The organism is Lewinella sp. IMCC34191 (assembly GCF_003390935.1).
In the GTDB taxonomy this organism is placed as follows: Bacteria; Bacteroidota; Bacteroidia; order Chitinophagales; family Saprospiraceae; genus Neolewinella.
On sequence record NZ_QNQZ01000003.1, the window covers coordinates 287,785 to 314,341 of the forward strand.

Consider the following 26,557-nt stretch of genomic DNA (forward strand, 5'->3'; position numbering starts at 1 on the left):
ATGGCCCGCAAGGACTACTCCCCCGACAAGCCGACCGCCAGCGATAACCCCTTTTCCGCGCTATCCAAACTGAGTGACCTGCCCGCCGGGCCGGCGAACAATCCGGATGCAGCGGATACCGACGACGATAGCACCGGCATCAATAAAGATGCCGCCCTACGCATTTACCTCGATCGCAAGCAACGCCGGGGCAAGGAAGCGACCATCGTCACCGGTTTCGAAGGACCGGAATCCGAGCTAAAGGCCCTCGGCAAAAAGTTGAAAATGGCCTGCGGCGTTGGTGGGTCGGTAAAGGACGGTGAGATCATCGTACAGGGAAACCAGCGCGACCGGGTCTTGGAAGATCTGGTCTACCTGGGATACAAAGACGTGAAGAAAAGCGGCGGCTAAAAGAAACCCTCTGGCAGCCTCTCCCCTACCCTTTCCAGCTTGATTTGAGCCCGACCGTGAGATTGAAAACCGGTTGTTGCGGCAAACTGTCGGGATCGACGGTGAAGTAGCCCTGGCGCAGAAACTGAAACTGATCGCCTACCCGGGCCTCCGCGAGCGCGGGCTCGCCTTTGGCTTTTACCGTGGTCAGACTGTTCGGATTGACGAATTCCATAAAGTCACGGTCCTCGTAGTCCATCGGCGTCGGATCGGTAAACAAGGGCTCATACATCCGAACGGTGAGGTCGAGGGCGGAATCCGCATTTACCCAGTGAAGCGTACCCTTGGCCTTGACGCCGCTGGTATCCTCACCGGATTTGGAGTCTGGATAGTAAGTACAATTGATCTGCGTAACGTTTCCGTCGGCATCCTCCTCGTGGCCTTCACAGTGGATGATGTAGGCACTCTTCAGGCGAACGTCCTTACCCGGGGCCAGTCGGTAGTACTTCCGGTTCTGAGGCTCCTTCCGGAAATCGGAGCGCTCCACGTACAACTCCCGGCTGAAGGGAAGCTCCCGGCTGCCCGCTGATTCGTCTTCCGGATTGTTTTCCGTTTCGAGCATTTCGGTTTGCCCTTCCGGGTAGTTGGTGATGACCAACTTTACCGGCTCCAGTACCGCCATATACCGGTGAGCGTCGCGGTTGAGCACCTCACGCACCTTAAACTCCAGCAGGTCCAACGTTTGCTGATTGTCGCGGCGGGTAACACCGGTATCCAGACAGAAATTACGGATCGCCTCGGCCGGATAGCCCTTCCGGCGCAGCCCGGCAAGTGTGCTCATGCGGGGGTCGTCCCAGCCGGTGACGATACCCTCATCGATCAGCAGCTTTAGCTTCCGCTTGGAGGTGATGAAGTAGTCCACGTTCATCCGTGCGAACTCGATCTGCCGGCTCGGAAATATCTCCAGGGCGTCGATCAACCAGTTGTAGAGATCGCGGTGGTGGCGGAACTCCAGGCTACACAGCGAGTGGGTGATCTCCTCCAGCGAATCGCTCTGTCCGTGCGCGAAGTCGTAGAGCGGATAGATGCACCACTTGTCGCCCGTGCGATGGTGGGCTTCGTGCTTGATCCGGTAAAGGACCGGATCGCGGAGTAACAGATTGGGGTGCGCCATGTCGATCTTCGCACGCAGTACCCGACTGCCGTCCGGAAATTCACCGGCACGCATCCGCTCGAAGAGGTCGCGGTTTTCTTCCGGACTGCGGTCGCGAAAGGGACTGTTGGTACCCGGTACGCCGATGTCGCCCTTCTGCGCCTCGATGGCGGCTGCACTGGACTCATCCACGTACGCTAAGCCCTTGTCGATCAGGCGCAGCGCCAAAGCATACAGATCGTCGAAATAGTCGGAGGCGTAGCGGGTTTCCCCTTCCCATTCATAGCCGAGCCACCGGATGTCATTCTGAATATTATCGACAAAGAGCGTTTCCTCCGTGCTCGGGTTCGTGTCGTCCATCCGCAGGTTGGTCTTGCCACCGTATTTACGGGCCGTCTCGAAGTTGATGACGATCGCCTTAGCGTGGCCGATATGGAGGTAGCCATTGGGTTCCGGCGGGAAGCGGGTATGGATGCGGCCTTCGTGCTTGCCGTTATCGAGATCCTCGACGATGATTTCCTCGATGAAGTTGTCGGCTTTTCTGGTGGCGGTAGACATGCTGGTAAACTTTGGGGGGTAACGCTGCGGTAAAGCGCGAAGTTACGGTATGCCCGCTCGGGGTATACCTACCTCCCTACTTCCAGCCGTCCTTTTCCAGTTTCCGGTACTTCACTTCCACGCTGGCGCGTAAGCTCTCCTGGTATTCCAAGAGGCGGTTACGGATCGCCTCATCCTGCGCCCCGAGGATACGGGCGGCCAGCAGGCCGGCGTTCTTCGCTCCGTCGAGCGCGACGGTGGCCACGGGTATCCCGCCGGGCATCTGCAGAATAGAGAGTACGGAGTCCCACCCGTCGATGCTGTTCCGGCTCTTGATCGGAACGCCGATGACCGGCAGTGGAGTGAGGCTGGCCACCATACCGGGAAGATGGGCCGCTCCGCCCGCCCCCGCGATGATCACTTTTATCCTGCGCTCCGCCGCCGCCTTTGCATATTCGAAGAGCCGGTCCGGCGTCCGGTGAGCGGAAACGACGGTCACCTCCAGGGGGATATTCAGTTCTTCGAGTATTTCGGCTGCTTGCCGCATAATGGGTAGGTCCGAATCGGAGCCCATGATAATGGATACCATAGTCGTGCTTTTGGCCGGCAAGGTAAGCCAGGATCGGGGGCTCATCGGTATGCCTACTCCCCGATCCGGTCCGTAGCCTCCTCGATACCCGTCTTGCGGTTACGGCTCTTCACCTGCTGGTTGCCGAAGGTGTAATTGAGGCTTAAGGCTACGCGGCGGCTGTCCCAGTTGCCGTAACCCTCCGTGCGCAGGCCGTTGAAATCGCTCGTTCCGGTCCAGCCCGAAGTGTAAAAGATGTCGTTGGCGCTCAGCTTGACGTTGAGTTGGTCGTTCATGAATTTGCGTTGCAGGCCGAGGTTGAGGGCTCCCTGCTCGTTGTACCGCAGCACGCCGCCCCACACGCCGGGGCCGCTGAAGTATCCGCCAATTTCGGCGACGAAGTTCCAGGGCAAATTGATGGTGTTCTGTACGTAGAAGCTATACGTAAAGGCCTTCACGTCGATCACCGCACCGTCTCCGTAATCGGCTTCATTATGGAGGTGGCTGGCGGAGGCATTTACGTAGAGGTTCCACTTCTCCTGCAGCTGGACGGGAGCGCTCGCGTTGAAGGAGATGATCCGCTGGCTGGCCAGGTTGTCCCAGGTGATGTATCCGGCCCGGATATCCGTCGTATCGGGCCCGAGCAGGCGGGTGATCTGGTTGGAGGTATTGCTATAGGCCAGCTTGAAATTGTAGCGGTAGGCGTGCGTATAGCCTAATTCGACGTTGTCGACGATCTCCGGGTTCAGCCGGGGGTTACCCTTCTCGTAGGTCAGTTGGCTGATCTGTTCGTTGAAGGGGTTCAGCACGTTATAGTCCGGGCGGTTGATCCGGCGGCCGTAGGCGAGGTTGAGGGTATGTCCCTTCTGGGCATCGACGGAGTATGTCAGGCCCGCATTGGGAAACACGCTGACGTAATTGAGCTCTACCGGCGGCTGGCGCAGATCGTCGCGGAAGGGCATCAGTTCGCCGTCGGCGTCGGTAACCTCCACGCGCAAACCGGCCGTGTACTGCCACTTTTCGCTGAGCCTGCCTTGCAAACTGAGGTACCCGGCGTATACATTCTCGGTATAGCTAAAGCGGTTACTGCGCCGGTCATCCAGTACCCGCTCGGGGCTGCTTTCGGGGTAGCGATCGTAGAAGAGGAAGGTATTCTTGGTCATCACCCGCGTGAATTTTCCCCCGGCGTTCAGCCGGGCCTCCCCGATGCTCCGCTCGTAGTCTGCCTTCGCCGTATAAATATCGATATCGGTGGGCATGTCGAAGTAGTAATAGATGCCGGACAGTGGGTTTCCGTTACGGGTATAGTAGATGTTCGACTGATTGTACAGGTTATCGTTTCGGTAGCGACCGAAATCGAGGTCCACGTTGAGCGATTCGTCCTCGGAAGCCAGGAAGCGGTAATTGAGGTTGTAGGTGTTCTGCGAGCGATCGGAGCGGACGAAGGTCCGGCCGTCGAGCGTACTGTCGAAAGTCTCTGTTCCGCCCGACAGGTTAAAGATGTCTACCTGGTCGCTGGCATCGTTCTCCGCGTCACTATAGCGTCCGTTAATCAGGAAACCGATGGTATGCTTATCGCCCGCCCGGAAGTCGGCCCCCAGCCGGAAGCGGGGCGTTGAATTCTGTCCGGTACTCATCAGTACCTGGTCGAGCAGCAGTCCATTCTGGTAATTGGCCAGACCGGTCGTATTATAATAGCCTGAGTTGGAATACCCGACGTTACCGAAGACGTTCATCCATCCGTTGCGGTAATTGCCGGTGGCGTTGATGTCGCCCTGAAAGTACCGGCCCTGACTTCCGTTGGCGGCGATGCTGCCGTTGGCGCCCTCGTCTTCGGGCTTTTTCAGCCGAATATCAATGATACCGGCGTTCCCTTCCGCTTCGTAGCGGGCCCCCGGGTTGGTGATGATGTCGATGCGGTCGATCTCCTCCGCGTTCAGGTTGCGGAGGTAGTTGGATAGATCGTCGCCCGATAGCGGCATGCGGCGGCCGTCCACGTACAGCAGCACGCCTGACCGGCTCAGCACATTGATGTTGTCGTTATTATCGATGGTGACGCCCGGTGCCTTCCGGAGCAGATCGAGACCCGAGTTGCCCACGGCGTTGATGGTCCCCTGCACGTTAAAAACCGTCCGGTCCGGTTTGACTTCCACCAGGGCACGCCGGGCGGTGACGGTGGCTTCGGCTAATTCTACACCCGCGGGGGCCAGTTGAAGTACCTCCAGATCGATGTCTTCACTTACTTCGAGACCGGGCACGCGCAGCTCGGGGGCACCGATGTAGGAGACCACCAGGTTATAGGTGTTTTTCTCTACGTTCAGGATGCGGAAGATGCCGCCGTCATCCGTGGTTTCCACCTTGGCCAGGGTGCTGTCCGAAGCCGTATACAAGGCGACGTTGGCAAAGGCTACCGGTGTACCGTCGGCGTCCTGAACCTGACCGCGAACGGTGTGATCGAGACCGCCGGCTTGCTGGGCAGTGGTGGCGAAAGGAAGTAAGCAAAACAAGAGAAAAAGAGTAGCTAGGGGCTTCATAATTTTAAATTAAGTCGTTGATTACCACAAACTTACGTCGTCCGATATCACCTAACAGAAACCGATCGACGAGTGGGGCCTTTATCTAGATAAGCGCGATAATCGAGGGACGAGCGGGCATCGTAGGGGTTGCTTGTCCGCTTACATCCTCCATTCGTCGAGCGCTTGATCGGTACGGACCACGCCCCTCATCATTTTTTGGGCGGCGGAGCGCAGGTAAAGAGCTTTTCGGCGGACGGAGAGATAGAAGCACGTTCTCGCATCTGACCGGGCTACTGGTGTGGGCATGCCACAAAAGTGGCCCGGATGAGTCGCTCTATTTCCGGAATTCCGACCAACGGCCATTTGGAAAGGGTGAATGCCGATCGTCGCGACGGAACGGTTCCGCTATGGCCGCCTGGCACCCTGTCGTGGCCATTCACCGAAGAGACGCGCTGAATTTGGCGGGGGAAGACTATCATTGTAAAATGAAGAACCAGCGCGATTGGTACTGGCGAGAATTGACCCTCCTGGTGGGCCTGTATGCTTCATTCGCCATATTCTATATGCTGGCTATCTACTACTCTTCCCCCCCGGAATACAGAGGGACCCTTTCCTGGCGCCTGGTTTACCTGGATTATCCGCTGAAGGGGCTGTTTACCCTACCGGTGTGGTACCTCACCTTTCGCACCTTCCGGCACTGGACCTTACCGGGCAAGGTGGCGCTGAACGTTCTCCTCCTGCCGGTATGGGTGAAGGGATGGCAGTGGACCTACTACTGGATCACCGATACCTTTACGGGGGGCGGCCATCTTCAAGGGCCGGGTGAGTGGTGGGACGTCTATATCCCGGCCCTCTTCTACGTCCTGCAGTTCGGCATCTTTCATTCCTGGCACTACTACAACAACCTGCGCATCGCGGAGCAGGACCGGGCGGAGGCCAAGGAACTCGCGTTGAGCAGCGAACTCAATGCCCTGAAGGCCCAGCTTAATCCTCATTTTCTTTATAACGCATTCAATACGATCAGCGCCAGCATCGATCCCGGTCAGGAGCGGACGCGGGATATGATCGCTCAGCTCAGCGACCTTTTCCGCTACCAACTGCGGGCAAATCGGGAAACGGTTTTGCCCCTGGAGGCGGAGCTGCAATTCGTCACGGACTACCTGGCGCTGGAAAAGGCGCGTTACGGCGACCGGCTGGAGTATGCCATCCATGTAAAGGAGGCCCGGTTAAACAACGCGCTGATCCCCCCGCTCCTCCTTCAACCCCTGGTCGAGAACGCCGTCCGTCACGGACTATCGCCCCTCGTGGACGGCGGTCGAGTGGACATCTTCGTAAACCAAAGCGGACCCGATCTTGCGGTGGAAGTGAGCGATTCCGGCGTGGGCTTCGTAGCGGAAGCGGCGAACTACGGTTACGGGATCACGAATACCCGTCGCCGCCTTGACCTGATCTACGGCCGTTCCTTATTCATTCACTCCGAGCCCGGCAGAGGAAGCCGGATCGAATTGTCCATCCCCCTGACCTATGCTCCGCAAAGTAGTAGTGATCGACGACGAAGCCCCCGCCCGCAAGCTGCTGCGCGAATATCTTAATGCCTACCCCGATCTGATCATCGTCGCCGAAGCCGCCAACGGCGTGGATGCCCTGCGCGCCATCGAGGACCACCGACCGGAGATCATCTTCCTGGACATTCAGATGCCCGGTCTGACGGGGCTCGACGTGCTGGCCCGCCTGGAAGAACTGCCCCTCGTCATTTTCAGCACCGCCTACGATCAGTATGCCCTGGACGCCTTCGAGCATCATGCCGTGGATTATCTCCTCAAACCCTACTCCAAAGCGCGTTTTGCGCGAACGGTCGAGCGCATTACCGCCCGGATGGATGTCCCGCAACCCAACGTGGCCCGGCTGGCGCAGGAGCTGCGGGAGGAGCACTCCCGCTACCCCGACCGCATCATGGTGCCACGGGCCAACAAATACGTGGCCCTACCCGTCAAGGAAATTTTGTGTATCCGGGCCGAGGGGGATTATTCCACCATCCTTACAAAGGAGAGTTCCTTTCTGAGTCAGTACAGCCTGAAGGAGTCGGAGTCGCGCCTGGACCCGGAGATGTTTCTCCGCGTACACCGGTCGTCCATCATCAACAGGTCGGCCATACAGGAAATATACCGGGAGGGGCACGGCTACGATATCATTCTGACCAACGGGGATATCGTTCGTGCCAGCAGAGGCTACGCCGACGTGGTGAAGAACCTGCTATTCTGACGCTAGTGGACACGGCCGGCCGCTTCGTCCAGACCGGTATCGCGGCGGCGTGACTTTACCTTCTGATTACCGAAATTATAGCTCAGGGAGAGGCCGACGCGTCGAGTATCCTGCGCTACCCTACCCTGGGCGTACAGTCCGTTGAAGTTGGATTCTCCGTCGATGGCATAGCCGTAAAGGACATCGCTCACCGTCAGCTTAGCAACCAGAGCATTGCTGAAGAACTGGCGCTGCAGACCCAAATTCAGGATACCGAAGCCGTCGTAAACGAAGATGCCTCCACCCACGCCGGGGCCGATGTACTGACCGGTGACCTCAGCCGTAAAGCCGGCCGGCAGCGTGAAGGTGTTTTGATTATAGAAGCGGTAATTGAACAGCTTGATATCGACCTCACCATCGCTGCCGTAATCGGCTTCGTTGCTGATGTAACCCGCCGTGCCATTGAGGTAGGTACTCCACCAATCGGTGATCTGCACGGGCGCACTGGCCGTGAAGCTGATGACGGTCTGGCGGGCCAGGTTGTCGTACGTTTCGAATCCGGCCAGGGCGATGGAATCGTCGGGGCTGAACAACTGGGCTACCTGATCGTCGGTCAGGCTATACGCTAACTTGAAGTTGTAGCGCCCGCCCAGGACGTAGCCCAATTCGACGTTATTGACCTTTTCGGGTTGGAGAAAGGGGTTCCCCCGGCGGTAGCTCAGCTCATTCAGCTGTACGCGAAAAGGATTCAGGCTGCTGTAGTCGGGCCGGTTGATCCGGCGGCCGTAGCGCAAGTTGAGCGTGTTCCCCCCCGGCGTGGCGTAGCTCAGACCGGCATTAGGAAAAAAGCTGACGTAGTTATAGTCAACGGACGGATTTTCCATTTGCCCGTCCGCGAAGGGAGTGAGGTAACCCTCGGCATCGGTAAGCTCGACACGCAGCCCGGTGGAAAAGCTTACGGATTCGCTGAGCGATCCGGAGTAACTCAGGTAACCGGCGAGCACGTTCTCGTCGTAGCGGAAGCGATTACTCCGCTCCGCGATCAGTTCGCGGTCACCCTGTAAGCCCTGGTAGTAGACGAACGCATTGGTGGTTTCCACGCCGGAGTACTTCAGTCCCGCGCTCGCCGCGCCCTTTCCGGCGGGAAAATCATAATCGAGCCGCGCGGTCTGTATGTCGATCTCGATGGGAGTCTCGAAACTGTTGTCCGAAATGCTCAGCAGATCTCCATCCGGCGTGAAGTAGCGGTTGGGCTGGTCGATATCATTATCGTGAACGAACCGGCCGTAGTCCAGGTCGACGTTCAGGTTGTGCCCGCTGCCGATGGCAAAATTATAGTTGAGATTGAAGGTGTTCTGGTTGTGATTGCCGTCGTCGAATACCTGCGCCCGCAGGATACTGTCGGAATTAGCATTCGCCATTCTCCGCAGCTTTTCCTCATCGTAGATATCCGTACTGTTTCGAACCACTCTGCGTCCGTCTTCGTACTGGCCGGTAAACAACACACCCAACGTGTGCCGTTCCGCGAGATAAACGTCCACGCCGGCACGAACGCCCGGGGTTCGCAAGATCGGTACGCTGTACAGATCGTCGACGAGCAAGAAAGAGCGCTGCCGGGAGGTAAAATTGCTCTGGCTGAAGTTCTGGTTGTAGCCGTAGCTCAGGTTGCCAAACAGGTTGAAGCGGGAACTCCGGTAATTGCCCCCCGCATTGACCGCATAGCGGGCGTAGCGTCCCTGACTGGCGGATGCGGACATGCTTCCGTTGGCACCCTCATCCTCCGCTTTCTTCAGCCGGATATCAATGATACCGGCATTGCCCTGGGCTTCGTACCGTGCCCCCGGGCTGGTAATGATGTCGATGCGTTCGATCTGCTCGGCGGTGAGATTGCGCAGGTAGTTCGTTAGGTCTCCACCCTGCAGCGGCACCCGGCGTCCGTCCACGTACACCAGCACGCCCGACCGGCTAAGCACGCTGATGTTATTGCTTTGATCGATGCTTACGCCCGGAGCTTTACGCAGGAGTTCCAAACCGTCATTCCCGGCTGCGTTAATCGTTCCCTGCACGTTGAAAATCGTGCGGTCCGGTTTCACCTCCACGAGGGCGCGGCGGGCGGTTACGGTAGCGCCGGTCAGATCCACCCCGGGGCGGGCCATGGCCAGCGTACCGAGTTCGAGGTTGTTCCGGAGTTGCATCCCCGCCTGACGCAGGTCCGGTGTGCCGACATAGCTTATCACTAGGTCGTACTCCCCCTGCGGTAAATTCAGCAGCAAAAAACTGCCTCCGTCATCCGTGGTTTCCACCTTTACTAAAGAAGAATCTAGCGAGAGGTACAAAGCGACGTTAGCAAATGAAACAGCCGTGCCATCCGCGTCGTGTACGGTGCCCGAGATGTGGTACTGAGCGAAGAGGGGAAATAGGAAACACGATAACAGAGAGACGAGTGCAAGGCGTTTCATGTAAGGGCAAGGTGAGGGCGAAGTCTGGTAAGTCCATGTAAGGTACAATCCACCGCGATTTTTACCTACTAATTTTAAAGAGTTGTTGCACTAAATATGGTTGTTACAACTTACGCGTTGACCAGGATATCAGGGAGTTATATACTTTCGCACCCGGATACAGCTGACTATGGACATTCTTGAATTTCGCCAATATTGCCTGAATATGCCCGCCGTCACGGAAACCATGCCCTTCGGGCCCGGTACCCTGGTGATGAAGGTGGCCGGAAAAATGTTCGCGCTCACGGGCCTCGACGAGGCGGACTTTCGGATCAACCTGAAATGCGACCCCCAACGGGCGGTAGAACTCCGGGATCGCTACCCGGAAATCATTCCAGGCTGGCATATGAGCAAGAAGCACTGGAATACCGTCCACGTTGAAAACGGAGCCCTGCCGGACACCCTGGTGCGGGAGCTGATCGACCACAGCTACGATCTGGTAGTGGCCGACATGACGAAAAAACTGCGGGCTGAATATGGACTGTAACGATCCGGGCCAACGCAGCTTTTGGGAAATCCCCCTGGTCGCCATCTTTGCTTTGCTGGCCCTTCCACTAGCCGGACAGGAGCGATTCGTCAACTTCACTTCCCCCCGCTTCGCCATCACCCACGTGACCCTGATCGACGGAAGCGGTACCGCCGCCCGGTACGACCAGCACGTGGTGGTGGACGGCGGAGCGATCGTAGCTACCGGCCCGGCGGACAGCTTGCGCCTTCCCCCCGAGTTGCCCACCCTCGACGGGAAGGGTAAAACCCTCATTCCCGGCATCGTTGGCGTGCACAATCACCTGCATATGCCGGGGCGCACCTTTCTGGGCCCCGCCGCCCGCTTGTACCTGGCCGCGGGGGTGACCACCATGATGACCTGCGGTGCGGCCGAGCCCGATCGGGAGATCGCCCTGATGCAATCGGTGGAAGCGGGGGAAGTGGCGGGGCCGGAAATCGTACCCAGCGCCCCCTACATCAGCGGTCCCGGTGGCAACCCGAACATGATCATAGCTGATAATGAAGACAGGCTGCGCGATACCATTCGCTACTGGAGCGAGCGGGGCGTCAAATGGTTCAAGGTGTACCGGCATACCCGCCCGGAAGATCTCGCGGTCGTGGTAGACGAAGCCCACCGCCACGGCGCGCGGGTCACCGGCCACCTCTGCGCCACCACTCTGGCCGAAGCCGCCCGGATCGGGATCGACGGCATCGAGCACGGCCTGAATAGTGCCAATGACTTTCGCCCCGGGAAGACGCCCGGGAATTGCGACGGGTCGATGAGCTATATGGACCGGCTCGACGTGTACTCCGCCGAAGTGACCCGGCTGCTGCGGACGCTGGTTGATCGGGGTGTTTTCCTGACCTCCACCCTTTCGATTTACGAAGCCAGTATTCCCGGCCGGTATCCGCCGGACGAGCGCGCACTGCAGGCCATGACACCGGCCCTGCGTTCACGCTACTCGGAGTTACCTACGGAGCTGCAGGATAGCGCACGCCTCCGGCGCCTACACCGGATCATGGCCTTCGAGCGTCGCTTCGTGGAGCTGGGTGGCTTACTGGCCGCCGGCCCCGATCCGGGACGCCACAATCTGCCGGGCTACGGCGACCAGCGGAACCACGAGCTGCTCCGGGAGGCGGGTTTTTCGGCCGGGGAGGCCATCCGCATCATGACCTACAACGGAGCGACCGTACTGGGTCGCGACGACATCGGCAGGATTTCCCCGGGAATGCGGGCCGACCTGGTATTACTAGACGGAGACCTTAGCTCCGACCCTACGGTGATCAGATCGGTAAACGCCGTTTTCCGGGCGGGAATCGGCTACGACGTCGCGGCGCTTACCACCTCCGTCGCCGGACAGATCGGCCCGGAGAACTAACGGATGCTGCCCCGGGAATTCCGTTCGCGGCTTTCGGCCCCGCGTTCGAAGCGGTACGTCAGTGTCGCCCCCAAACGCCAGATGGTCTGGTAGCGCTCTCCAAGTTCGTAGAGATTTGGCAGGGACGTCTCGTTGCTCTGGAAACGGGGACTGCGGACGTTCACGGTGAGGGTGTAGTGGTCGTTCCACTCCTTGCTTACGCCCACCAAGGCACTGTACTGCCCCCGTTGCGTACCCTGGGCCGTCTGAAAGGGAGCGTTGTACCGAAAGCTGGCCTGAGCCTGCACGTCGCCGGGAAGCGAGAGGCTGGCGCGGGCACCGGCCGTCCAGCTGCGTTGCTCGAAAGCGAAGTCCCGCTCGGGGGTCTCGCCCCGCTGCCGGTAGGCGAAGTAGTTCCACTCGCCGGACAGGCTGACGGATTCGGAAGGCCGGTAATTGGCGGTCAGCTCGAAGCCCAGGCGGTCATCCCGGTCCAGATTGACTGGTTGAAACAGAATGGTGCCGTCCTCCAAACCAAAGAGGTTTTCGTCCCGGTAGTCGATCGCGAACTGGAAGAAGTCGGTGGTGCGGCTTACGTAGACGGCCGGGTTGAGCGTCAGCTTCTCGGACTGCCACAGCAGGTTCGTTTCGACCCGGTCGGTGTAGGCGGGGTCGAGGTCGGGGTTGCCAAGGAAATAGCTGTTGGGATCCGAGAGGGTCATAAAGGGGTTGAGCTGCCAGAACCCCGGGCGTTGGATGCGCTTGGTGTAGCTCACCTGCATCCGCAAACCCTCCCGGAAGGTGTAGGTCACGTTGGCCGTTGGGAAGAGGCGATTGTAGGGTTTGCGGACGTCTTCGGCCTGCTCGTCCCGATTCTCCGTTCGCACCAGGGTGAATTCATTGCGCAGCCCCAGCTGGTAGCCGATCCGCTCCCCCTCGTGGCTGTACTGCAGGTAAGCGGATCCGATGCGCTCGAAGTAGTCCAGGCGATTGTTAAAGCCCGGAATAAGTTCCGGTTTAGCGGAAAGCAGGTCGATTGCCGAATAATCGGCCACGATGACGCGGGTCTCACCCCGTAGTCCGGCCTCCACGCTACCCCCTTCCCCGAGGGGGCGTTTGTAGTCGACCTGCAGCAGGTGGTCGCGGCTCCCTTCCCGGCTGTTCGTGCGGTAATCGAGCACCCGGCCGGCGTCGGGCTGCAGCTCGGTGAAGGCGGATCGCTCCACTTCTTCTTCGTCCCACAGGTCGTTCTTGAGGTAGGCGGTAAGACTGGCCCCGTCGTCCAGGTCCTGCTGGTAGGTCAGGTCCAACTGGTGGTACAGCCCCGGTTCACGGTAATCGACCCGCTGCCGCCAGTCGCGGGCGAAATCCGGCACGGTGCCCCCGTAACTCAGATCGGTGGTCGATTCGTCGTCGTTGATCATCCAGTAGAGGGAATAGCTGCCCGAGATCGTCGCTCTTTCTGTCACCTGGTAATCCACGCCGGCGTAAGCATTAGCCGCCACGTCATTACGATCCTGGTCCATATGCCGGCTCACTTCGTAGGTTTCCCCGTTGAGCTGGCTGCGGCGGTAGTAATCGTCGGTGCCCCGGTAGTTGCTGTAGCGACCGCCGGCGGTCAGAAAGGCGGTAAATTTTTCCCGCCGGAGGTTGACGTTTCCGTTCAGGCGGTGGTCGGCCGGGTAGCCGGTGCTCCCGCTGACGGTACCGCCGTAGCCGCGCTGCCGGTCCTTCTTCAGGATGATGTTGATGATTCCCGCCGTGCCGGAGGCTTCGTAGCGGGCCGAAGGGCTGGTGATGATCTCCACCCGGTCGATGCTTTCCGCCGGGATGCTTTCCAGGGCGTTGTTGTCGGCCAGGGCCGAGGGCCGTCCGTTGATCAGTACTTTAACGCCGGCATTACCCCGCAGGCTTACCGCTCCCTCGGGGCTCACCGTTACGGATGGTAATTGATCGAGCAACTGGTTGGCGGAGCCGCCGCGACTCAGCAGGTCCTGGCCGACGGAAAAGGTCTTTTTATCCAGGCTCAACTGCATCCGGCTGCGCTCGGCGACGACCTCGACGGCCTCGAGACTGACGTCGGCGGTGGACAGTTCGATAGTCGGAAGTGCCGTCTTTCCGCTTACGGTGACCGCCAGTTCCTTCGGCGCATATCCCAGGAATTCGATCCGTAGGAGGTAGTTGCCGGCGGGCAGTTGCAGGGTAAAGGATCCGCTGGCGTCGGTGACGGTGCCTTCGAGCAGCACGGTATCCGGGTCGAAGGCGGACACGGTAGCGTATTCCAGTCCGGCGCCGGTGGTGGCATCGATGACCCTGCCCGTCAGCGGGTGGTCGATGGTAAACATGGGGGTGGCTGGCAGGCTGCCGGCAAGAGCCAGCCAGCCCAACCATAGGAGGGTTCTCATTCGTGGGTGGTTTGGGTGCCGGTAGCCGGCGGTTCTTTACTTACTTGTTTAAGAGGCCTACGATCTCGTCGTAGCCGAGGCGCGTCGCCAGGTCGAGGGCGGTCATGCCGTCTTCGGTTCGGTGGTTGGGGTCGGCGCCGTTTTCGAGCAGTATGCGTACGATCCGTCGCTCGCCGGTTTCCACCGCCTCCAGCAGCGGGGTCCACTTCAGGGTGCGGTACCGTAGCTCATACCGACTATCCAATTCATCGGATTCCAACCGGTTGATATGCTGCCACTCGACCCGCGACGGAAGCAGGTAGCTCACCTTACCGATCACCCCGTTCGGGTCGGCGCCCAGCGCGAGCAAGCTTTCCACGGAGGCGAGGCTCTTCTCCTCGATCGCCGCGATGAGCGGGGTGGAGCCGCTGTAGTCACTGACGGTATGGATGTCGTCCATGCTGATGTCGCGGTAGTTGCAACCGTTTTCGAGTTCACCACCCCGGGATGCCAGGAGTGGGATCACGTCCGCCGCGCTTTCCCGGGCCGCCAGGAAAAGCGGAGAGCAACCGGTGCCGCTACCCTGCGGGTTGGCCCCGTTATCCAGGAGGTATTCGACGATGTCCGCGTGTCCTTCCCTTGCGGCCATGGCGAGGGCGGTGTAGCCGTTGCGGTCCACGATATCAATGTTCATGCCCAGCCCTTCGTACATGGCCTGGAGGGTAAAGAGGTCGCCCTCCCCGGCGGGCCCGATCAGGAGCTCCGGCGTATGAACCAGGCGATCGACCGCCTCCGTACCCATATCTTGAATTTCCACCTGCCGTTCGCGCTGGTCCTGGTCCATTCGTCTGGTGACCGCCGGACGGCCATCCCAGTTCCTTATCTCCGAATGGGAACCCGCCTCGAGCAGCAGTTCGGCGACGTCCCGGTGTCCCTCGGAGGCCGCGTAGTTCAGCGCCGTGCGGCCGTTCGGGTCGGGTAGGTCCACGGGTACGCCCTGGTCGAGCAGATAGCGCACGATGGATGTCTGGCCTTCGTTCGCCGCCATGTGCAGCGGCGACAACCGGCCGGGAACCGTACCGATATCCGCGCCCTCGGACTGCAATAACTGCAGTACGTCCAGGTGGCCCTCCGAGGCGGCCATGACGACGGCCGTCCGTCCATTGACCCCGCCTACTTCCAGGTCGGCACCCGCCTCGATCAGCAGGCGGGCCGTTTCGAGCGACCCCTCGTCAGCCGCTTCGATCAGCGCGGTCCAGTTGCGGACCACCTGGTTGACGTCGGCCTCCCGGTCCAGGAGCAGCCGGGCAATGTCCGCCTGGTTCTCACTGGCGGCGGCCATGAGCGGCGTGAAACCGTGATCGTCCGTCCGGCTGAGGTCGTAGACCCGCTCCAGCAGGTATTCGGTCATTTCAAGATCCCCGTCATAGATGGCGTGCATGAGCAGGGAAAAGGCGTCGTCCGGCGTGGCGGACCGGTCAAAGCTTTCATCGCGTACCTGACGGCCCGCTTCGCCGGCGGCGTAGTGGATGGCCCGTTCCACTGCTTCCCGTTCGCTCTCGCTCTGTATTTGGGCGGCGAGCGCAGGATTTAATGCTTCTGGCGCAGGGGCGGTACCGGAACGATCCGAGGCCTGGACCTCGCCCGTTGTTCCCACCGCCAGGGACAGGACAGCCGCAAAAATGAGCGTTGTAATGACCCCTTCGCCGAAGGTGGCCGTATTCAGGTACCCGTTGAGCAGTCGGGTGACCCGTCCGGCAAGCCCTCCCCCGCCCAGCGCCACGGCCAATTTAGGCGCAGCCCATTCCTGCTCCTGTAGCTGCACGAGCGTACGGGCGTAATCGATGCGCTCGCCGGTAGCTTCGATGGCGAGGTCGTCGCAGCAGTGCTCCCGCTCGTCCTGGATGCGGGCCGACATCCACCACACGCCGGGATGGTAAAAGAAGAAGGTGGTGAGAAGGGTCTGCAGCACGTTTACGGCGAAGTCCTGCCGCTTAATGTGGGCCAGCTCGTGGGCCAGGATGGTTATGACCTGGGTATCCCGCAACGACTCGAGCATCCCGCCCGGCAGCAGCACCACCGGTCGCAGCCAGCCCACGGTGAAGGGGCTACTGACGCGGGAGGAGGTGAGGTAGCGGACCGGGCGACGGATATCCAGTTTCCGTTCCAGGTCGTAAATACGTTCCGCCCAGGCGGCCGGAAAGCGGGCGGTTCCGTAGCTCTTTACCCGCTGCACCCAGGCGAGCTGACCGAGCAGCCGCAACTGGAGGACCAACACCCCCATCAGCCAGAGCGTAACGATCAACGGGAGGTGACGATCGAAGTAGGTGCGGGCTGAAGAAAGATAGTCGTTAATGGGACCTATACCGCTTTGGGGGGAGGCATTATTCCTGCGCTCCGCCGCCATACTTGGGCTATCGGCGACGTAGTCCGGTTGGAGCTCCGGAGAGCTGGCAGATTGCGTTAAGCTTGTTGTACCCAACAGGCCGGTAGTTTCCACGCTATATAAGTTGTAGAAGGTCAACCCAACGCAGAGCACGAAGGCCCCGAGGAAGGCGCAGGCAACGTAATAGCGGGCGCGGGGACTGAAGGCGCGCAGTCCGATAAGGGCCAGCCCCAAGAGCAGGGCGAAGACGGCGGCCTGCCAGAGGGTATGGAGGAGGGTCCAGCCGATGGCTTCGACCAGGTGGGGGGTTAGGAGTCGCTCGATCATCTTTTCTCGTTTTCCATGCGATCAATGAGGTCCTTCAGTTCCTGAAGGTCCTTGCGCGAAGCCTTACGGTTGCCCAGGGCACGCATGACGAGCCCCTTGACGGAGCCCCCGAAAGTGCGGTCGAGAAAATTGTCCAGCAGTTTGTTCTGGGTGTCCTCTTTGGCGATGGCCGCGGCGTAGAGGTGTCCCCTACCCTGCGCCTCGCGGGTCAGGAAGCCACGCTCCAGCATGACCTGCATGGTCTTGAGGGTGGTGGTGTAACCGACTTCCTTCTCCTCGGCCAGGGTGTCGTGGACCTGGCGGACGGTCTGCGGACCGTCGTCCCAGAGGAGCTGAAGGATCGCCAGTTCGGAGGCGGTGGGGGGACTTTGCATAGCTTATTACGATTTTTATCGTAGCTAAAGTACGAGACAAATCGTAGCAAAGCAAATTTATCTACGATTTTTATCGTAACAATTCATCGATCGCGCCCCGGGAAGACCGTAAAACCGGCCGTGGCGACGAGGCGATCGGTCTCCTGATCGGACCAACTCCCGGCCGGCATATACCCCCAGTGCATCCGCTCGTCCTGCCGCGTGTACGAGAGGTTGGCCTCCAGGGCTACACGGTCGGAAAGAAAATAGGTACCGCCTACGGTACCGCGGTAGGTCAACGCTTTTACGCGGGTGTCGTCACCCTGGGGATGTTCGTAGTCGTATTCGTAGCGGTAGTGCCCGAGAAAAGCCCCGGCGAAGGGCAGCAGGCGGGAGGAGCGAATGGGATAGTAGCGCAGTCCCAGAGAGGCCCGGAAATCGGCGGTGACGTGGTTGGCGGTCCGGCGGAACCAGTTGTTGTCCTCCAGATAGTTGTACTCCCCATCGATCTGCCAGTCGACCTCAGCGACTACCGCCAGGCCGTTTACCGGGAAGTACCCCACCGAGGGGGAAATTTCGAAGCGATAGTCGAGCCAGTCTTGCTCCTGCCGGCGCATGTGGCCGACGCTGCCCCGAAAGAGTGGCCCACGCGTCATCAGGGTGCCGCGCGTCAGGCGGGGCCGCCCCGAAACCCCGTGCAGTTCGTTGATGAGAATGCGGGGTCCGATCTCCAGAGTGGTGTAGTTGAGATCGGAGGCGTAGCCATTATACGCCAACCGGGCGGTGGCCAAAAGGCCTTCGCCGAGGCGGTACTCGGTACCGGCCGCCAGGTGAAAATCGGTTTCGAAGCCCGTATACCCCTCTAGCCCGATCCGGCCGAAGCCGACTTCACCGAAGACGCTCCATTTCCGGTCGCCGGAAGCCAGCGGATAATACCGCAGAAAGGGACGCAGGGCAGACCAGGTGTCGGTATACCGGAACTGCTGATCGGCCGTCCAGGGCATTTCCGCCTTCATTCGCCGCAAGTCGAATCGGGTCCCCACTAGCAAGCGATCGGTCACGAAGTAGCCTACGGGGGCGAGGTCGGCTGCCCATTCCTCGACCCGGCGCTGGGGGCGGGCGGGGCTTAGGTAGTGACCGAAGTACGGATAATCCGTGCGGGTGTAGTCGAGCAGGGAAGCCCCGCCGTCGAGGTAGAGCCCTCGTCGGGTCGACTGTCCGAAGATTTGGGCGGCGGCGGCCAGCCACAAGGCCAGGAGGAGGTAGGTCTTGGTATGCATAAGGGGGAGGGGTAAGTGAAGTTACGCCCGGGGGGCAAGCCGTAGACGTACATCAGCGAAGCATACGTTGGCGACCCAGGCCGGGCAACACCCGCCGGCCCGTAGGTGGATCGATTTTCCAGGGGCGCGGCGGACCGCCGCCAGCAGCTGGATCAGTGGGCCACGGTCGCCGGCAATTGGGGCAGTAATGTGGGCTTTTCCGTCCTCCGTAGCCGGGGGGAGTAGCCGCCCTGAGGACCCGGAATAGTTGTTTGCGGCCCGCAGCAGGGATGATGCGTTGCAGCGGACGCCGCTTTCCGTTCACCAGCCGCAGACCACATACGTGCCGTCCGAACCAGGTGCGAACGTGCAGCGCCTCAATCTTGGCGGTGGGAATACATTCTGCACTCGTCGGTCGTGCCCACCCCCGACTACCGTTTATTCGTCTTCAACCTAAAACGGCGATTACCGGCCGAAATAAAAGGCGAATCCGGTATCGAGACTGATCTGGCGAAATTTCGAAGTGGGATCGGCAACCGCGAAATCGGCACCGCGATTATTACTTTGCTGATACTCGGCGGCGACCTCGAGGGCTACGTTGTCGCCAAGGAAATAGCTGATTCCTGCGCTAGCCGCGAGGATCGTCGAAGAACTTTGAAGGTCGCTTGGGTTGTCCTCCCGGTCTAAACTGGAATAGCGAAATCCGACGGAGACCGCGGCGAAGGGCAATAACTTACCACCCCGCCAGGGATAGTAGCGGGCTGCCAACTCCGTTTCCAGGTGGTGTTGACGTTCATTCCGGGTGGTCACCCAAGCCGATGAGAGGTCGTTCTGCTCTCCGGTAACGGTAAGGGAGGAGGCAGAGGAAATCAAAAGGCCATCCAGCACGAAATACCCTAATGCCGGAGTGAATCGGTAGGTGTAGCTGGTCCAGTTGTTATTACCGCGGCGCATATGTCCGAAGGAAGCGTTGATGAGTCGGCCCTGGGTGGTCCAGGTTCCCTTTGCAAGGGGTACCTCCACGACCGGGTTCAGTTGCCCCAGCAGAAGATTACCGCCGACGTCCAGGGTCGTGAAATTTAGTCCGCTGGCATTGGCATTGTAGGCCAGTCGGGCGGTTCCCACCACGCCCGGCAACAACGGCACATCCACCCCGGCGCCGACATGGAAATCGGTTTCGAAGGAGGGCAGATTTCCGCCACCGAAAGTCCCGAATCCTAACTCCGCGAAAAGATTCCATTTCCGCTCCTCACCAGCGAGAATGTAGTAGCGAACGAAGGGGTTGACGCGGTAATTTTCGCTACTGCCGGCGGCTCCGTTAAAAAAGCTATCCCCGTACCAGGTATGGCTATAGCCTGCCCGTACGCCTACTAATAGTCGGTCGAAGGCAAATACGCCGACGGGGCTAGAAGTGCCCCCCACCCTGCTTACTTCCGGCGCGGATGGATTACTGAAAGCATTCTCGGATCGCAAGAGGCTTCCGTTACGCACCGTTAGAGTAGAGCCCCCATCCAGGTATACCGTACCTTGTTTATAGGCGACCTGCGCGTGGCCCACGTGAACGATAAGGAGCAATACAATCAGGGGTAGAAATATCCGCATGGTAGGTGGTTTTAGGTGATATAAGCCGGGAGGGTATTCTAAAATAAAGATGCCGGTGGGTATGCTCGCGTTGGCTGAACGCCCCTATTATGAGAAAATATTGTTCGCTGATTAACCGTGCGGGAACGTAGGGCCGCGGGCAATCTTTCTCGAATGCACGAAGCGGTATCCGCGCCCGACTTATTCCAGCATTAGCCGCCGGCGATTGGCGACGATAAAATAGCCGTATCCCCCGTCAATGTTATTGGTTACCGTCACGGGTTCGGCAAAAGGATTACCCCGGGCCCGGTCGAAGGCTTCCTTTGAAACCAGATAGCGAAAAGCGGCTTCGGTCAGGCTAAACACTTCGACGAATAAGGAGGCATTTTCGCTAGCCTCAGCCGAAGAAAATTGGACCTCCAGTTGGTAATCCTGTCCGTCAAAGGAGGCATCGCTTAGTCCCATTGCATAGGCATACCCCAAGTCACGTACTAGCGGATTCGGAGTTTGGGCGATAAGGGAGAAATCCGCATAAGTGGAATCACAGGTTATTACCCCCTGATTGTTAAAACACCGGGTCGCCCCGAGGCCCCGGTAGCCTACCGCTACCGCATAGTAATTACCCGGACCAGGGGGATCCGAGATTTCCAGGCTTAGGGCATCCACACGCTCTCCATCCGGGGAAAGAGCACCCTCCCGTTCGAAGCGTACTACCCTTGCGTTCGGCCGTGTTGGCATCATTTCTTCCGAAGAGGCCGAGCCCAGACCAGGGATATTCACCTCTATCCGGTACCTGGCGGGCATACTGTCGACGGGTGCCGGCAAAACTAAATTCGACGGATTCGTCGACGGGTCCGTAAAATCCTGCGTCGTGCCGCCGTGGCGGAGGACTTCGGCGTCATCCCGGTAAAGCACCATTTCGTAATGCAGCTCCTCCTCGGTGCGCTCGTCCTGTGTGCCGTAGCTGCGGGCGACGGAGTGACGCACGATCGAATCTCCCGCAACCAGCTCCACGGAGATCGCAGGTGCCGGATCGTGGTTTGGCAGTTCGATATCCACCACCTGCCGGAAGGGATCGTCCCCACAGGCCGAGATAACCAGTAAGGTCATCGTAAGTACGGCACTTAGCCTACTCATAGCTTAGAATTTGAAAGTATAGGCTACCGATGGGATGATGGGCAGGATACTGACCTCGGAGACGACCAGCCGGTCTCCGTAACCACAGCTCGTGCCCCCGTTACTGTCCTCGGTACATACCCATTCGGGGCCGACCTCCATGTAGTACGGATTCCGGTGCCAGTAGGCATTGTATACGCTGATCACCCAACTGCGCTCCCCCCAACGCTTCTTTTTACGGAAGGAAACGCTGAGGTCGAGACGGTGATAGTTGGTCATGCGGAAGCTGTTCTTTTCCGTGCTTGTCTCGATGCGATCGGGGTAGTAATTATTACTCCAATGCGTTCCCGCCTGCGGGTTGACGGTAGTGTAGGTATATATTGGCAGCGTGACCGCATTGCCGGTACCGTAGACGAAGGCGCCGGAGAGCCCGATGCGCTCACTGAAATCATAATTACCGACGACACTCAGGTCGTGGCGGCGATCGTAGCGAAAGGGAAAGGCACGCCCCCCGTTCAGTTCCTCGAACTGCCGATTGTTCCACGATAGCGTGTAGCCTACCCAGCCGGTAAGTCGCCCTTCCTTTTTTTGCACGAAGAATTCGGCTCCGTAGGCTTCCCCGCGTCCCTGGGTGACCTTTGTTTGCCAGTCGGATTCCAGCCCGAGCAGGAAACTGGCGCCTTCGCGAAACGACAGGACGTTATTCATTTTTTTATAAAAGGCTTCCAGGCTCACCTCGTAGGCGGAGCGGTAGGTCTTTGCCGCGCCGACCGCCACCTGCCAGGACTGCTGGGGCCGTACCTGCGCGGTTGTCGGCACCCAGAGGTCGGTCGGTAGGCTAAGCGACTCGCTGGCCAGCAGATTGATGTACTGCTGCATACGGCTGTAGCTGGCCTTTACTGACCAGTCATCACGGACCAGATACCGTAGACCGAGACGTGGCTGAAGGCTGGAATAAAATTCACCATCCACGGCAAAACCGGAGAGGTGCAGCCCGACATTGACCTTGAGCGCACCCAGGGATATGTCGTCTTCTAAGTAGGCGTACACCTCGGCGGCGGAAGTGGAGCTGCTACCGATGAGGGTATCCAGATCGACGGCATCTTCCGCCCGGTTCAGTAGGGATACGGCACCCGGATGGTAGGTATGGTGAGTGAAACCAGTGCCAAAGCGAAGGTAATGGTTGGGGTTGGGGACATAATCGAAGTCCATCTTCCCGCCGAGATCGTTGATGCCGCTGAAGTAACGGGCCCGAAACTCATCCTCGCCATTAGCGCTCAGACTATTGATTTCAATCCGGTAGCGGCTATACGTAGCCGTGGTATTAACGAACAATTTCGGACCGACCTGCCAGTTCCAGCGCGCGGCGGAGATCAGGTTTCCCCAGTTGGTACCGCCCCCGTAGGTTTCCGTCTCTTCGCTTATCTCGGTTCGGAAGACGTCGCTGCCATTATAGAAACTCAAAAAGAGCCGGTGGCGGTCGTTGACCTTATGCTGCAATTTTGCATTCAGATCGTAGAAATACAGACCAAGATCGGTTTCGGTGCCCGGGCCAGCCGTTCGTTTGAGTAGCGGGGCGGCGATTAGGTCGGCATAGGTGCGCCGCCCGGATAGGAGAACACTCGTCCTTCCCTTCCGTAGCGGACCGCTTAGGGTAAGCTTGGAGGAAATCAGCCCGAGTGAGCCTTCCCCCTCCCATTCGTTGAGGTTACCCTCCTTCATATTGATGCTGAGCACGCTGGAAAGTCGCCCCCCGTACCGCGCCGGAAAACCGCCCTTGGTGAGCGTCACGTTGCGTAGCGCATCGGCATTGAAAATGGAAAACACGCCCAGTAGGTGGGAGACATTATAGATCGGTACACCATCTAGCAGGACCAGGTTTTGGTCCGGGCTGCCGCCACGTACGTAGAGTCCCGTGGCTCCCTCGCCGCCACTCTGGACGCCCGGGAGTAATTGAAGCGTTTTTAATACATCCACCTCTCCCAGCAGGGCGGGCACCCGCTTTATCTGCGCTACGGGGATTTCCACGGTACTCATCTGCGTGCGCTGCTCGATGCGTTCGCCCTGATTGGAGGTGACAACTACGGTTTCCAATTCCGCGGCACTTTGCAGGCCCAGGTCGATAGCGAGTGTAGCCGGCGGTTGCAGGATAAGCGTATCGCGGGAACCATATCCGATATAGCTGAACCGTAAGCGTAGGCTGTCCCGCCGGGGCAGCGTCAGGCTGTAGAAGCCGTACTCATTGGCGACGGCACCCTGTCCGGTCCGCAACTCCATAACATTGGCGGCGAGAAGCGCTTCGCCGCTTGCGGCATCCGTGAGGTACCCACTTACCGTCGTTTGACCGGTAAGTACGCCCGCCCACAGACAGGCACTCAATAATAGAGAGGGAGTGTAAAGAGGCAAGGTGGGGTCAATAGGTGTTATCCTAAAGGTAGTTGGGAGACCCGATCCCCGCTCTTTTCAAAGCGTTAAATTTTGCTACCCCAACTTGCCCAGTTGCTTCACCATAGCGCGCATATCCTTCGGCAGCTCCACTTCGTAGTGCATCCATTGCTCCGTGACGGGGTGGGTGAAGCCCAGGCGGGAAGCATGCAACGGCACCCGGGAAAGCAACGGTCGCTCGACTTCATGTTTTCCTTTGTTGTAGCGTTTGCCCTTGATCTCGGAAAGAAAGAACTCGGTCCGCTTGCCGTAAAAAGGGTCCACGATGAGCGGGTACCCGAGGTACGCCAGATGCACGCGGATCTGGTGGGTCCGACCGGTAAAGATCTGCACCCCCACCAGGCTGAATTTCCCCAGGGTCTCCATCACTTTGTAGTCGGTACGGGCGAATTTGCCGCCCCGGTTGGTGACCAGCATGCGGCCAACCTTCGAAGGGTGTGGGGCGATCGGCTCGTCGATCTCTCCCTCTTCCGGGTCCGGCACCCCATCGACCAGCGCCAGGTACACCTTTTCTACTTCACGGGCCTCAAACTGCATGCTCAGACCCCGGTGGGCATCCGGCGTGCGGGCAAAAACCAGCACGCCACTGGTCGGCTTATCTAGCCGGTGGACCGGGATGATGGTACCATAACGATCCGAGAGCAGTTGCTTCAGGTTCGGGGCATCGGGATCGTGGCGGTCCGGTACGGTAAGCACCTCGGCGGGCTTGTCCACGACGATCAGGTGTTCGTCTTCGAAGAGGATGGGAATCTTCATGGCGGAAAGGTAGGCTTTCGGGCCAGAACGCTAAGTCGTCCGTGCGTTCAGCGGTCGGACGGGAAGTCGTCCGGCGGGAAATTGTCCGACCGGTTTAGGCATCTGACAAGCCCCCGGCGTATCAGCTTCTACTGAGAAGTCCTGCCGGTAACGACCCGCAGGCGCCGACTGTCACCGGCAGCGGGCAGGATATAGACGTTGGTGAAGGTGGACGTATCCAGCTCCAGTTGAAATTTCAGTCGGTCCTGCGGACTACCCGCCAGGTGCAGCGAGGCGGCGTAAGTGCCCGCGGTAAATTGATCCCGGTCGGAAGTGTGGGCGTAAGCGATACCCTTCAGCGAAGCTTGCTGGTCGCCCTCTCGGTCCAGCTCGACATCTACGGGAATAAGACCGGGGACCAGCTGCGTCACCCGAAGGTTGCCCTCGCCGGGGACGGGAACGAAGTAGTCGTTTTGCAGTAAGAGGGTAGGGAGAAAATCGTTATCGGTGCGGGCGGCGGCCCCTTCAAAGATGCGGTGGAGCCGGGTGCCGAAAGTGGCCTGATTTACCTCTTGCCCTTCCTGGGGAATGCCCGCGAGCAGAAGACTGTAACGCCCACCGGTACCTAACCCGATGGTCTTGTGAAGCAGGTGCTGTCCGCCGGCGTGTACGTCAACGGTATAGCTTCCCGGCGAAAATGCCCGGTAGTCCGTGAGCTCGGCGTAGCTGAGGCTAAGGACGCTGGAATCGCCATCCTCCCCGACCAGGCTGACGCGAGCCGATGCGGAGGCAAATAGAAACTGTCCGACACGGAGCTCGGCCGGCGCGTTTGGTGTATTTGGTTTTCCGCATCCGGCGAATAGCAACACCGAGATCAGGAGGGCACAACAGCCGCGATCAGGCGTCATTTTCACGATCTTGGTTTTTCGTCTTGTTCAGCAAAAAGGGCCGCCCCAGGATGATGAGCACCACGACCAGGACTAAGCCCCCGAAGGCCACGGGTTTTCCAATGGCCACCCGCAGGAGCAGGGCCAATCCGGTTACGACCCCACAGCCGATGCCCAGTGCGGGAATCCAGCGGCGCCGGTCGCTCTTCCGCCAGCACAGCCAGTTGACAATACCGAAGGTGGCCAGGAAGACGAGACTCGCGGCCTCGACCAAGGCGCTCAGCGATCCGGTTACGGCCAGTACGCCGGCCAGGCTACCCAGCGCTATGATCGACCGGTCGGGCACGTTGGCGCCGTTGGTATGATTAAACCAAGCCGGCAGCTCGCCCTGGCCGGCAATTTGCTTAGTGAGGTTGGCCGTGGAGAAGAGCGTGGAATTGATAGCCGCGGCGGTAGCAAAGCCGGCGGCTACGGTCATCACGATAACGCCCGTCTCCCCAAAGGCCTCGCGCGCAGTGATCGACAGGGCGATCTCTTTGAAGTCGATCAGCGTGGCGGCACCGCCCAGCACGGTAGCGCCAAGGGCGACCACGATGTACAGCAGGACCACAAAGAGCACCGCACTCATAAGGGTAGGCATGAAGTACTTCCTGGCCTCTTTTATCCGGTCGTACTCGTAACTCAGGAGCTGAAATCCTTCGTAGGCCATAAAGATGGCTGCCCCGCCGATCAGCCCGGACCAGGCCGGTCGCGGCTCCACGCCGGCCGTCAGTTGGGTGGCATCCCATTGTGTAAGGCCGTACACCCCCAGGCCCAGCAGCACCAGCAGGTTGACGGATACGATCGCGATCTCCACTTTGGTGAGCTTGCCCACGCCGGCCAGATTGAGCCCGATGAGAGCGGCAACGATACCCGCGGCGAGCCCGCGCGTGAGCCACCCGCCCCCGTGAAAGGCGAAGGATACGTAATGCCCAAAGGCATAAGCATACACGGATATGGTGAGTACGTAGCCCAGGATGAGCATCCAGGCCAGGCTGCCCCCCAGGCGTTCGTCGTTGAACTTCTCCAGGAAATCAAAGGCACCCCCGCCCTCGTGGAACGTATTCGACAGGTAGACGTAGCTGTACGCCGAACTCAGCGCGATGATGCCGGTAAAGGCGAAGGACAGCCACGCCCACTGTGCGGAGACGGCGACGACCACGCCCAGCACCGTATAGATACCGCCACCTACCATGCCCCCGGCCGCGAGAGCCCACACGGATACCGGACTGAGTTTGCTGGCGGAGTCGGACATAGGGCCGAATTTTTAAATCTAACCTGTCCTCTAAAGTGCTTTGCCCGGTATTGGTGCGATCGCC

At 59.5% G+C, this 26,557-nt stretch carries 19 protein-coding genes; 5 read left to right on the forward strand and 14 right to left on the reverse strand.

The features are described 5' to 3' along the window. Positions 1-390, forward strand: coding sequence for a translation initiation factor (locus tag DRW39_RS08410; RefSeq protein WP_116106581.1), 390 nt, complete (start codon positions 1-3; stop codon positions 388-390). Positions 391-415: 25 nt separating this feature from the next. On the opposite strand, the gene DRW39_RS08415 is transcribed toward DRW39_RS08410, so the two are convergent. From DRW39_RS08415 to DRW39_RS08425, 3 genes are all read right to left on the reverse strand, one after another. Continuing rightward, positions 416-2,080 (reverse strand): glutamine--tRNA ligase/YqeY domain fusion protein, encoded by a 1,665-nt coding sequence (locus DRW39_RS08415; protein WP_116106582.1) that lies wholly within the window; start codon positions 2,078-2,080, stop codon positions 416-418. A gap of 76 nt (positions 2,081-2,156) precedes the next feature. Next, entirely contained in the window at positions 2,157-2,648 is a 492-nt protein-coding gene (gene purE / locus DRW39_RS08420) for a 5-(carboxyamino)imidazole ribonucleotide mutase (protein ID WP_116106583.1), read from the reverse strand. A gap of 53 nt (positions 2,649-2,701) precedes the next feature. Beyond that, a complete protein-coding gene (locus tag DRW39_RS08425; RefSeq protein ID WP_116106584.1) occupies positions 2,702-5,161 on the reverse strand; it encodes a TonB-dependent receptor domain-containing protein in 2,460 nt (819 codons plus the stop codon). 467 nt (positions 5,162-5,628) lie between these two features. On the opposite strand from DRW39_RS08425, the gene DRW39_RS08430 reads away from it, so the two are divergent. Together DRW39_RS08430 and DRW39_RS08435 are read left to right on the forward strand one after the other, a co-directional pair. Continuing rightward, a complete protein-coding gene (locus DRW39_RS08430) occupies positions 5,629-6,735 on the forward strand; it encodes a sensor histidine kinase (RefSeq protein WP_157976006.1) in 1,107 nt (368 codons plus the stop codon). Next, positions 6,668-7,405: a LytR/AlgR family response regulator transcription factor gene (locus DRW39_RS08435; RefSeq protein WP_116106586.1), complete on the forward strand. Its 738-nt coding sequence runs from the start codon at positions 6,668-6,670 to the stop codon at positions 7,403-7,405. Before DRW39_RS08430 ends, DRW39_RS08435 begins: the two co-directional genes overlap by 68 nt. A 2-nt stretch (positions 7,406-7,407) precedes the next feature. Here the strand turns inward: DRW39_RS08435 and DRW39_RS08440 are convergent, their stop codons facing one another. After that, the gene (locus tag DRW39_RS08440; RefSeq protein WP_116106587.1) at positions 7,408-9,843 is read right to left on the reverse strand and encodes a TonB-dependent receptor; all 2,436 of its coding nucleotides are present in this window, start codon (positions 9,841-9,843) and stop codon (positions 7,408-7,410) included. Positions 9,844-10,012: 169 nt separating this feature from the next. Here DRW39_RS08440 and DRW39_RS08445 point away from each other — a divergent pair, with 169 nt between their 5' ends. Both DRW39_RS08445 and DRW39_RS08450 read left to right on the forward strand, forming a co-directional pair. Next, on the forward strand, positions 10,013-10,369 hold the full coding sequence (locus DRW39_RS08445; RefSeq protein WP_116106588.1) for an MmcQ/YjbR family DNA-binding protein: 357 nt from the start codon (positions 10,013-10,015) through the stop codon (positions 10,367-10,369). Then, positions 10,359-11,747, forward strand: coding sequence for an amidohydrolase family protein (locus DRW39_RS08450; protein WP_116106589.1), 1,389 nt, complete (start codon positions 10,359-10,361; stop codon positions 11,745-11,747). Before DRW39_RS08445 ends, DRW39_RS08450 begins: the two co-directional genes overlap by 11 nt. Here the strand turns inward: DRW39_RS08450 and DRW39_RS08455 are convergent. From DRW39_RS08455 to DRW39_RS08500, 10 genes are all read right to left on the reverse strand, one after another. Continuing rightward, positions 11,744-14,131, reverse strand: coding sequence for an outer membrane beta-barrel family protein (locus DRW39_RS08455; RefSeq protein ID WP_116106590.1), 2,388 nt, complete (start codon positions 14,129-14,131; stop codon positions 11,744-11,746). The genes DRW39_RS08450 and DRW39_RS08455 overlap by 4 nt on opposite strands. A gap of 40 nt (positions 14,132-14,171) precedes the next feature. Then, positions 14,172-16,823: an ankyrin repeat domain-containing protein gene (locus DRW39_RS08460; protein ID WP_116106591.1), complete on the reverse strand. Its 2,652-nt coding sequence runs from the start codon at positions 16,821-16,823 to the stop codon at positions 14,172-14,174. Continuing rightward, positions 16,820-17,197, reverse strand: coding sequence for a BlaI/MecI/CopY family transcriptional regulator (locus tag DRW39_RS08465; protein WP_116106592.1), 378 nt, complete (start codon positions 17,195-17,197; stop codon positions 16,820-16,822). The genes DRW39_RS08460 and DRW39_RS08465 overlap by 4 nt, the downstream gene beginning before the upstream one ends. Before the next feature lie 83 nt (positions 17,198-17,280). Then, positions 17,281-18,456 carry an outer membrane beta-barrel protein gene (locus DRW39_RS08470; protein ID WP_116106593.1) on the reverse strand — a complete coding sequence of 392 codons (1,176 nt, stop codon included), beginning with the start codon at positions 18,454-18,456 and terminating at the stop codon, positions 17,281-17,283. Positions 18,457-18,900: 444 nt separating this feature from the next. After that, on the reverse strand, positions 18,901-20,037 hold the full coding sequence (locus DRW39_RS08475; RefSeq protein WP_116106594.1) for a hypothetical protein: 1,137 nt from the start codon (positions 20,035-20,037) through the stop codon (positions 18,901-18,903). Positions 20,038-20,217: 180 nt separating this feature from the next. Continuing rightward, the gene (locus DRW39_RS08480) at positions 20,218-21,153 is read right to left on the reverse strand and encodes a DUF4249 family protein (RefSeq protein ID WP_116106595.1); all 936 of its coding nucleotides are present in this window, start codon (positions 21,151-21,153) and stop codon (positions 20,218-20,220) included. A gap of 3 nt (positions 21,154-21,156) precedes the next feature. After that, positions 21,157-23,511, reverse strand: a complete 2,355-nt coding sequence (locus DRW39_RS08485) for a TonB-dependent receptor (RefSeq protein ID WP_232830102.1) — start codon at positions 23,509-23,511, stop codon at positions 21,157-21,159. 102 nt (positions 23,512-23,613) lie between these two features. Continuing rightward, entirely contained in the window at positions 23,614-24,333 is a 720-nt protein-coding gene (locus DRW39_RS08490; RefSeq protein WP_116106596.1) for an RluA family pseudouridine synthase, read from the reverse strand. A 128-nt stretch (positions 24,334-24,461) separates the two neighbouring features. Further along, entirely contained in the window at positions 24,462-25,220 is a 759-nt protein-coding gene (locus DRW39_RS08495) for a DUF4397 domain-containing protein (protein ID WP_116106597.1), read from the reverse strand. Further along, a complete protein-coding gene (locus tag DRW39_RS08500) occupies positions 25,210-26,493 on the reverse strand; it encodes an APC family permease (protein ID WP_116106598.1) in 1,284 nt (427 codons plus the stop codon). The genes DRW39_RS08495 and DRW39_RS08500 overlap by 11 nt, the downstream gene beginning before the upstream one ends. Positions 26,494-26,557 lie beyond the last annotated feature (64 nt).

Bases quoted from the DNA above. Each gene is read 5' to 3' on its own strand.
- DRW39_RS08410 (WP_116106581.1), top strand. From the start codon at position 1: ATGGCCCGCAAGGACTACTCCCCCGACAAGCCGACCGCCAGCGATAAC.
- DRW39_RS08415 (WP_116106582.1), bottom strand. From the start codon at position 2,080: ATGTCTACCGCCACCAGAAAAGCCGACAACTTCATCGAGGAAATCATC.
- purE (WP_116106583.1), bottom strand. From the start codon at position 2,648: ATGGTATCCATTATCATGGGCTCCGATTCGGACCTACCCATTATGCGG.
- DRW39_RS08425 (WP_116106584.1), bottom strand. From the start codon at position 5,161: ATGAAGCCCCTAGCTACTCTTTTTCTCTTGTTTTGCTTACTTCCTTTC.
- DRW39_RS08430 (WP_157976006.1), top strand. From the start codon at position 5,629: ATGAAGAACCAGCGCGATTGGTACTGGCGAGAATTGACCCTCCTGGTG.
- DRW39_RS08435 (WP_116106586.1), top strand. From the start codon at position 6,668: ATGCTCCGCAAAGTAGTAGTGATCGACGACGAAGCCCCCGCCCGCAAG.
- DRW39_RS08440 (WP_116106587.1), bottom strand. From the start codon at position 9,843: ATGAAACGCCTTGCACTCGTCTCTCTGTTATCGTGTTTCCTATTTCCC.
- DRW39_RS08445 (WP_116106588.1), top strand. From the start codon at position 10,013: ATGGACATTCTTGAATTTCGCCAATATTGCCTGAATATGCCCGCCGTC.
- DRW39_RS08450 (WP_116106589.1), top strand. From the start codon at position 10,359: ATGGACTGTAACGATCCGGGCCAACGCAGCTTTTGGGAAATCCCCCTG.
- DRW39_RS08455 (WP_116106590.1), bottom strand. From the start codon at position 14,131: ATGAGAACCCTCCTATGGTTGGGCTGGCTGGCTCTTGCCGGCAGCCTG.
- DRW39_RS08460 (WP_116106591.1), bottom strand. From the start codon at position 16,823: ATGATCGAGCGACTCCTAACCCCCCACCTGGTCGAAGCCATCGGCTGG.
- DRW39_RS08465 (WP_116106592.1), bottom strand. From the start codon at position 17,197: ATGCAAAGTCCCCCCACCGCCTCCGAACTGGCGATCCTTCAGCTCCTC.
- DRW39_RS08470 (WP_116106593.1), bottom strand. From the start codon at position 18,456: ATGCATACCAAGACCTACCTCCTCCTGGCCTTGTGGCTGGCCGCCGCC.
- DRW39_RS08475 (WP_116106594.1), bottom strand. From the start codon at position 20,037: ATGCGGATATTTCTACCCCTGATTGTATTGCTCCTTATCGTTCACGTG.
- DRW39_RS08480 (WP_116106595.1), bottom strand. From the start codon at position 21,153: ATGAGTAGGCTAAGTGCCGTACTTACGATGACCTTACTGGTTATCTCG.
- DRW39_RS08490 (WP_116106596.1), bottom strand. From the start codon at position 24,333: ATGAAGATTCCCATCCTCTTCGAAGACGAACACCTGATCGTCGTGGAC.
- DRW39_RS08495 (WP_116106597.1), bottom strand. From the start codon at position 25,220: ATGACGCCTGATCGCGGCTGTTGTGCCCTCCTGATCTCGGTGTTGCTA.
- DRW39_RS08500 (WP_116106598.1), bottom strand. From the start codon at position 26,493: ATGTCCGACTCCGCCAGCAAACTCAGTCCGGTATCCGTGTGGGCTCTC.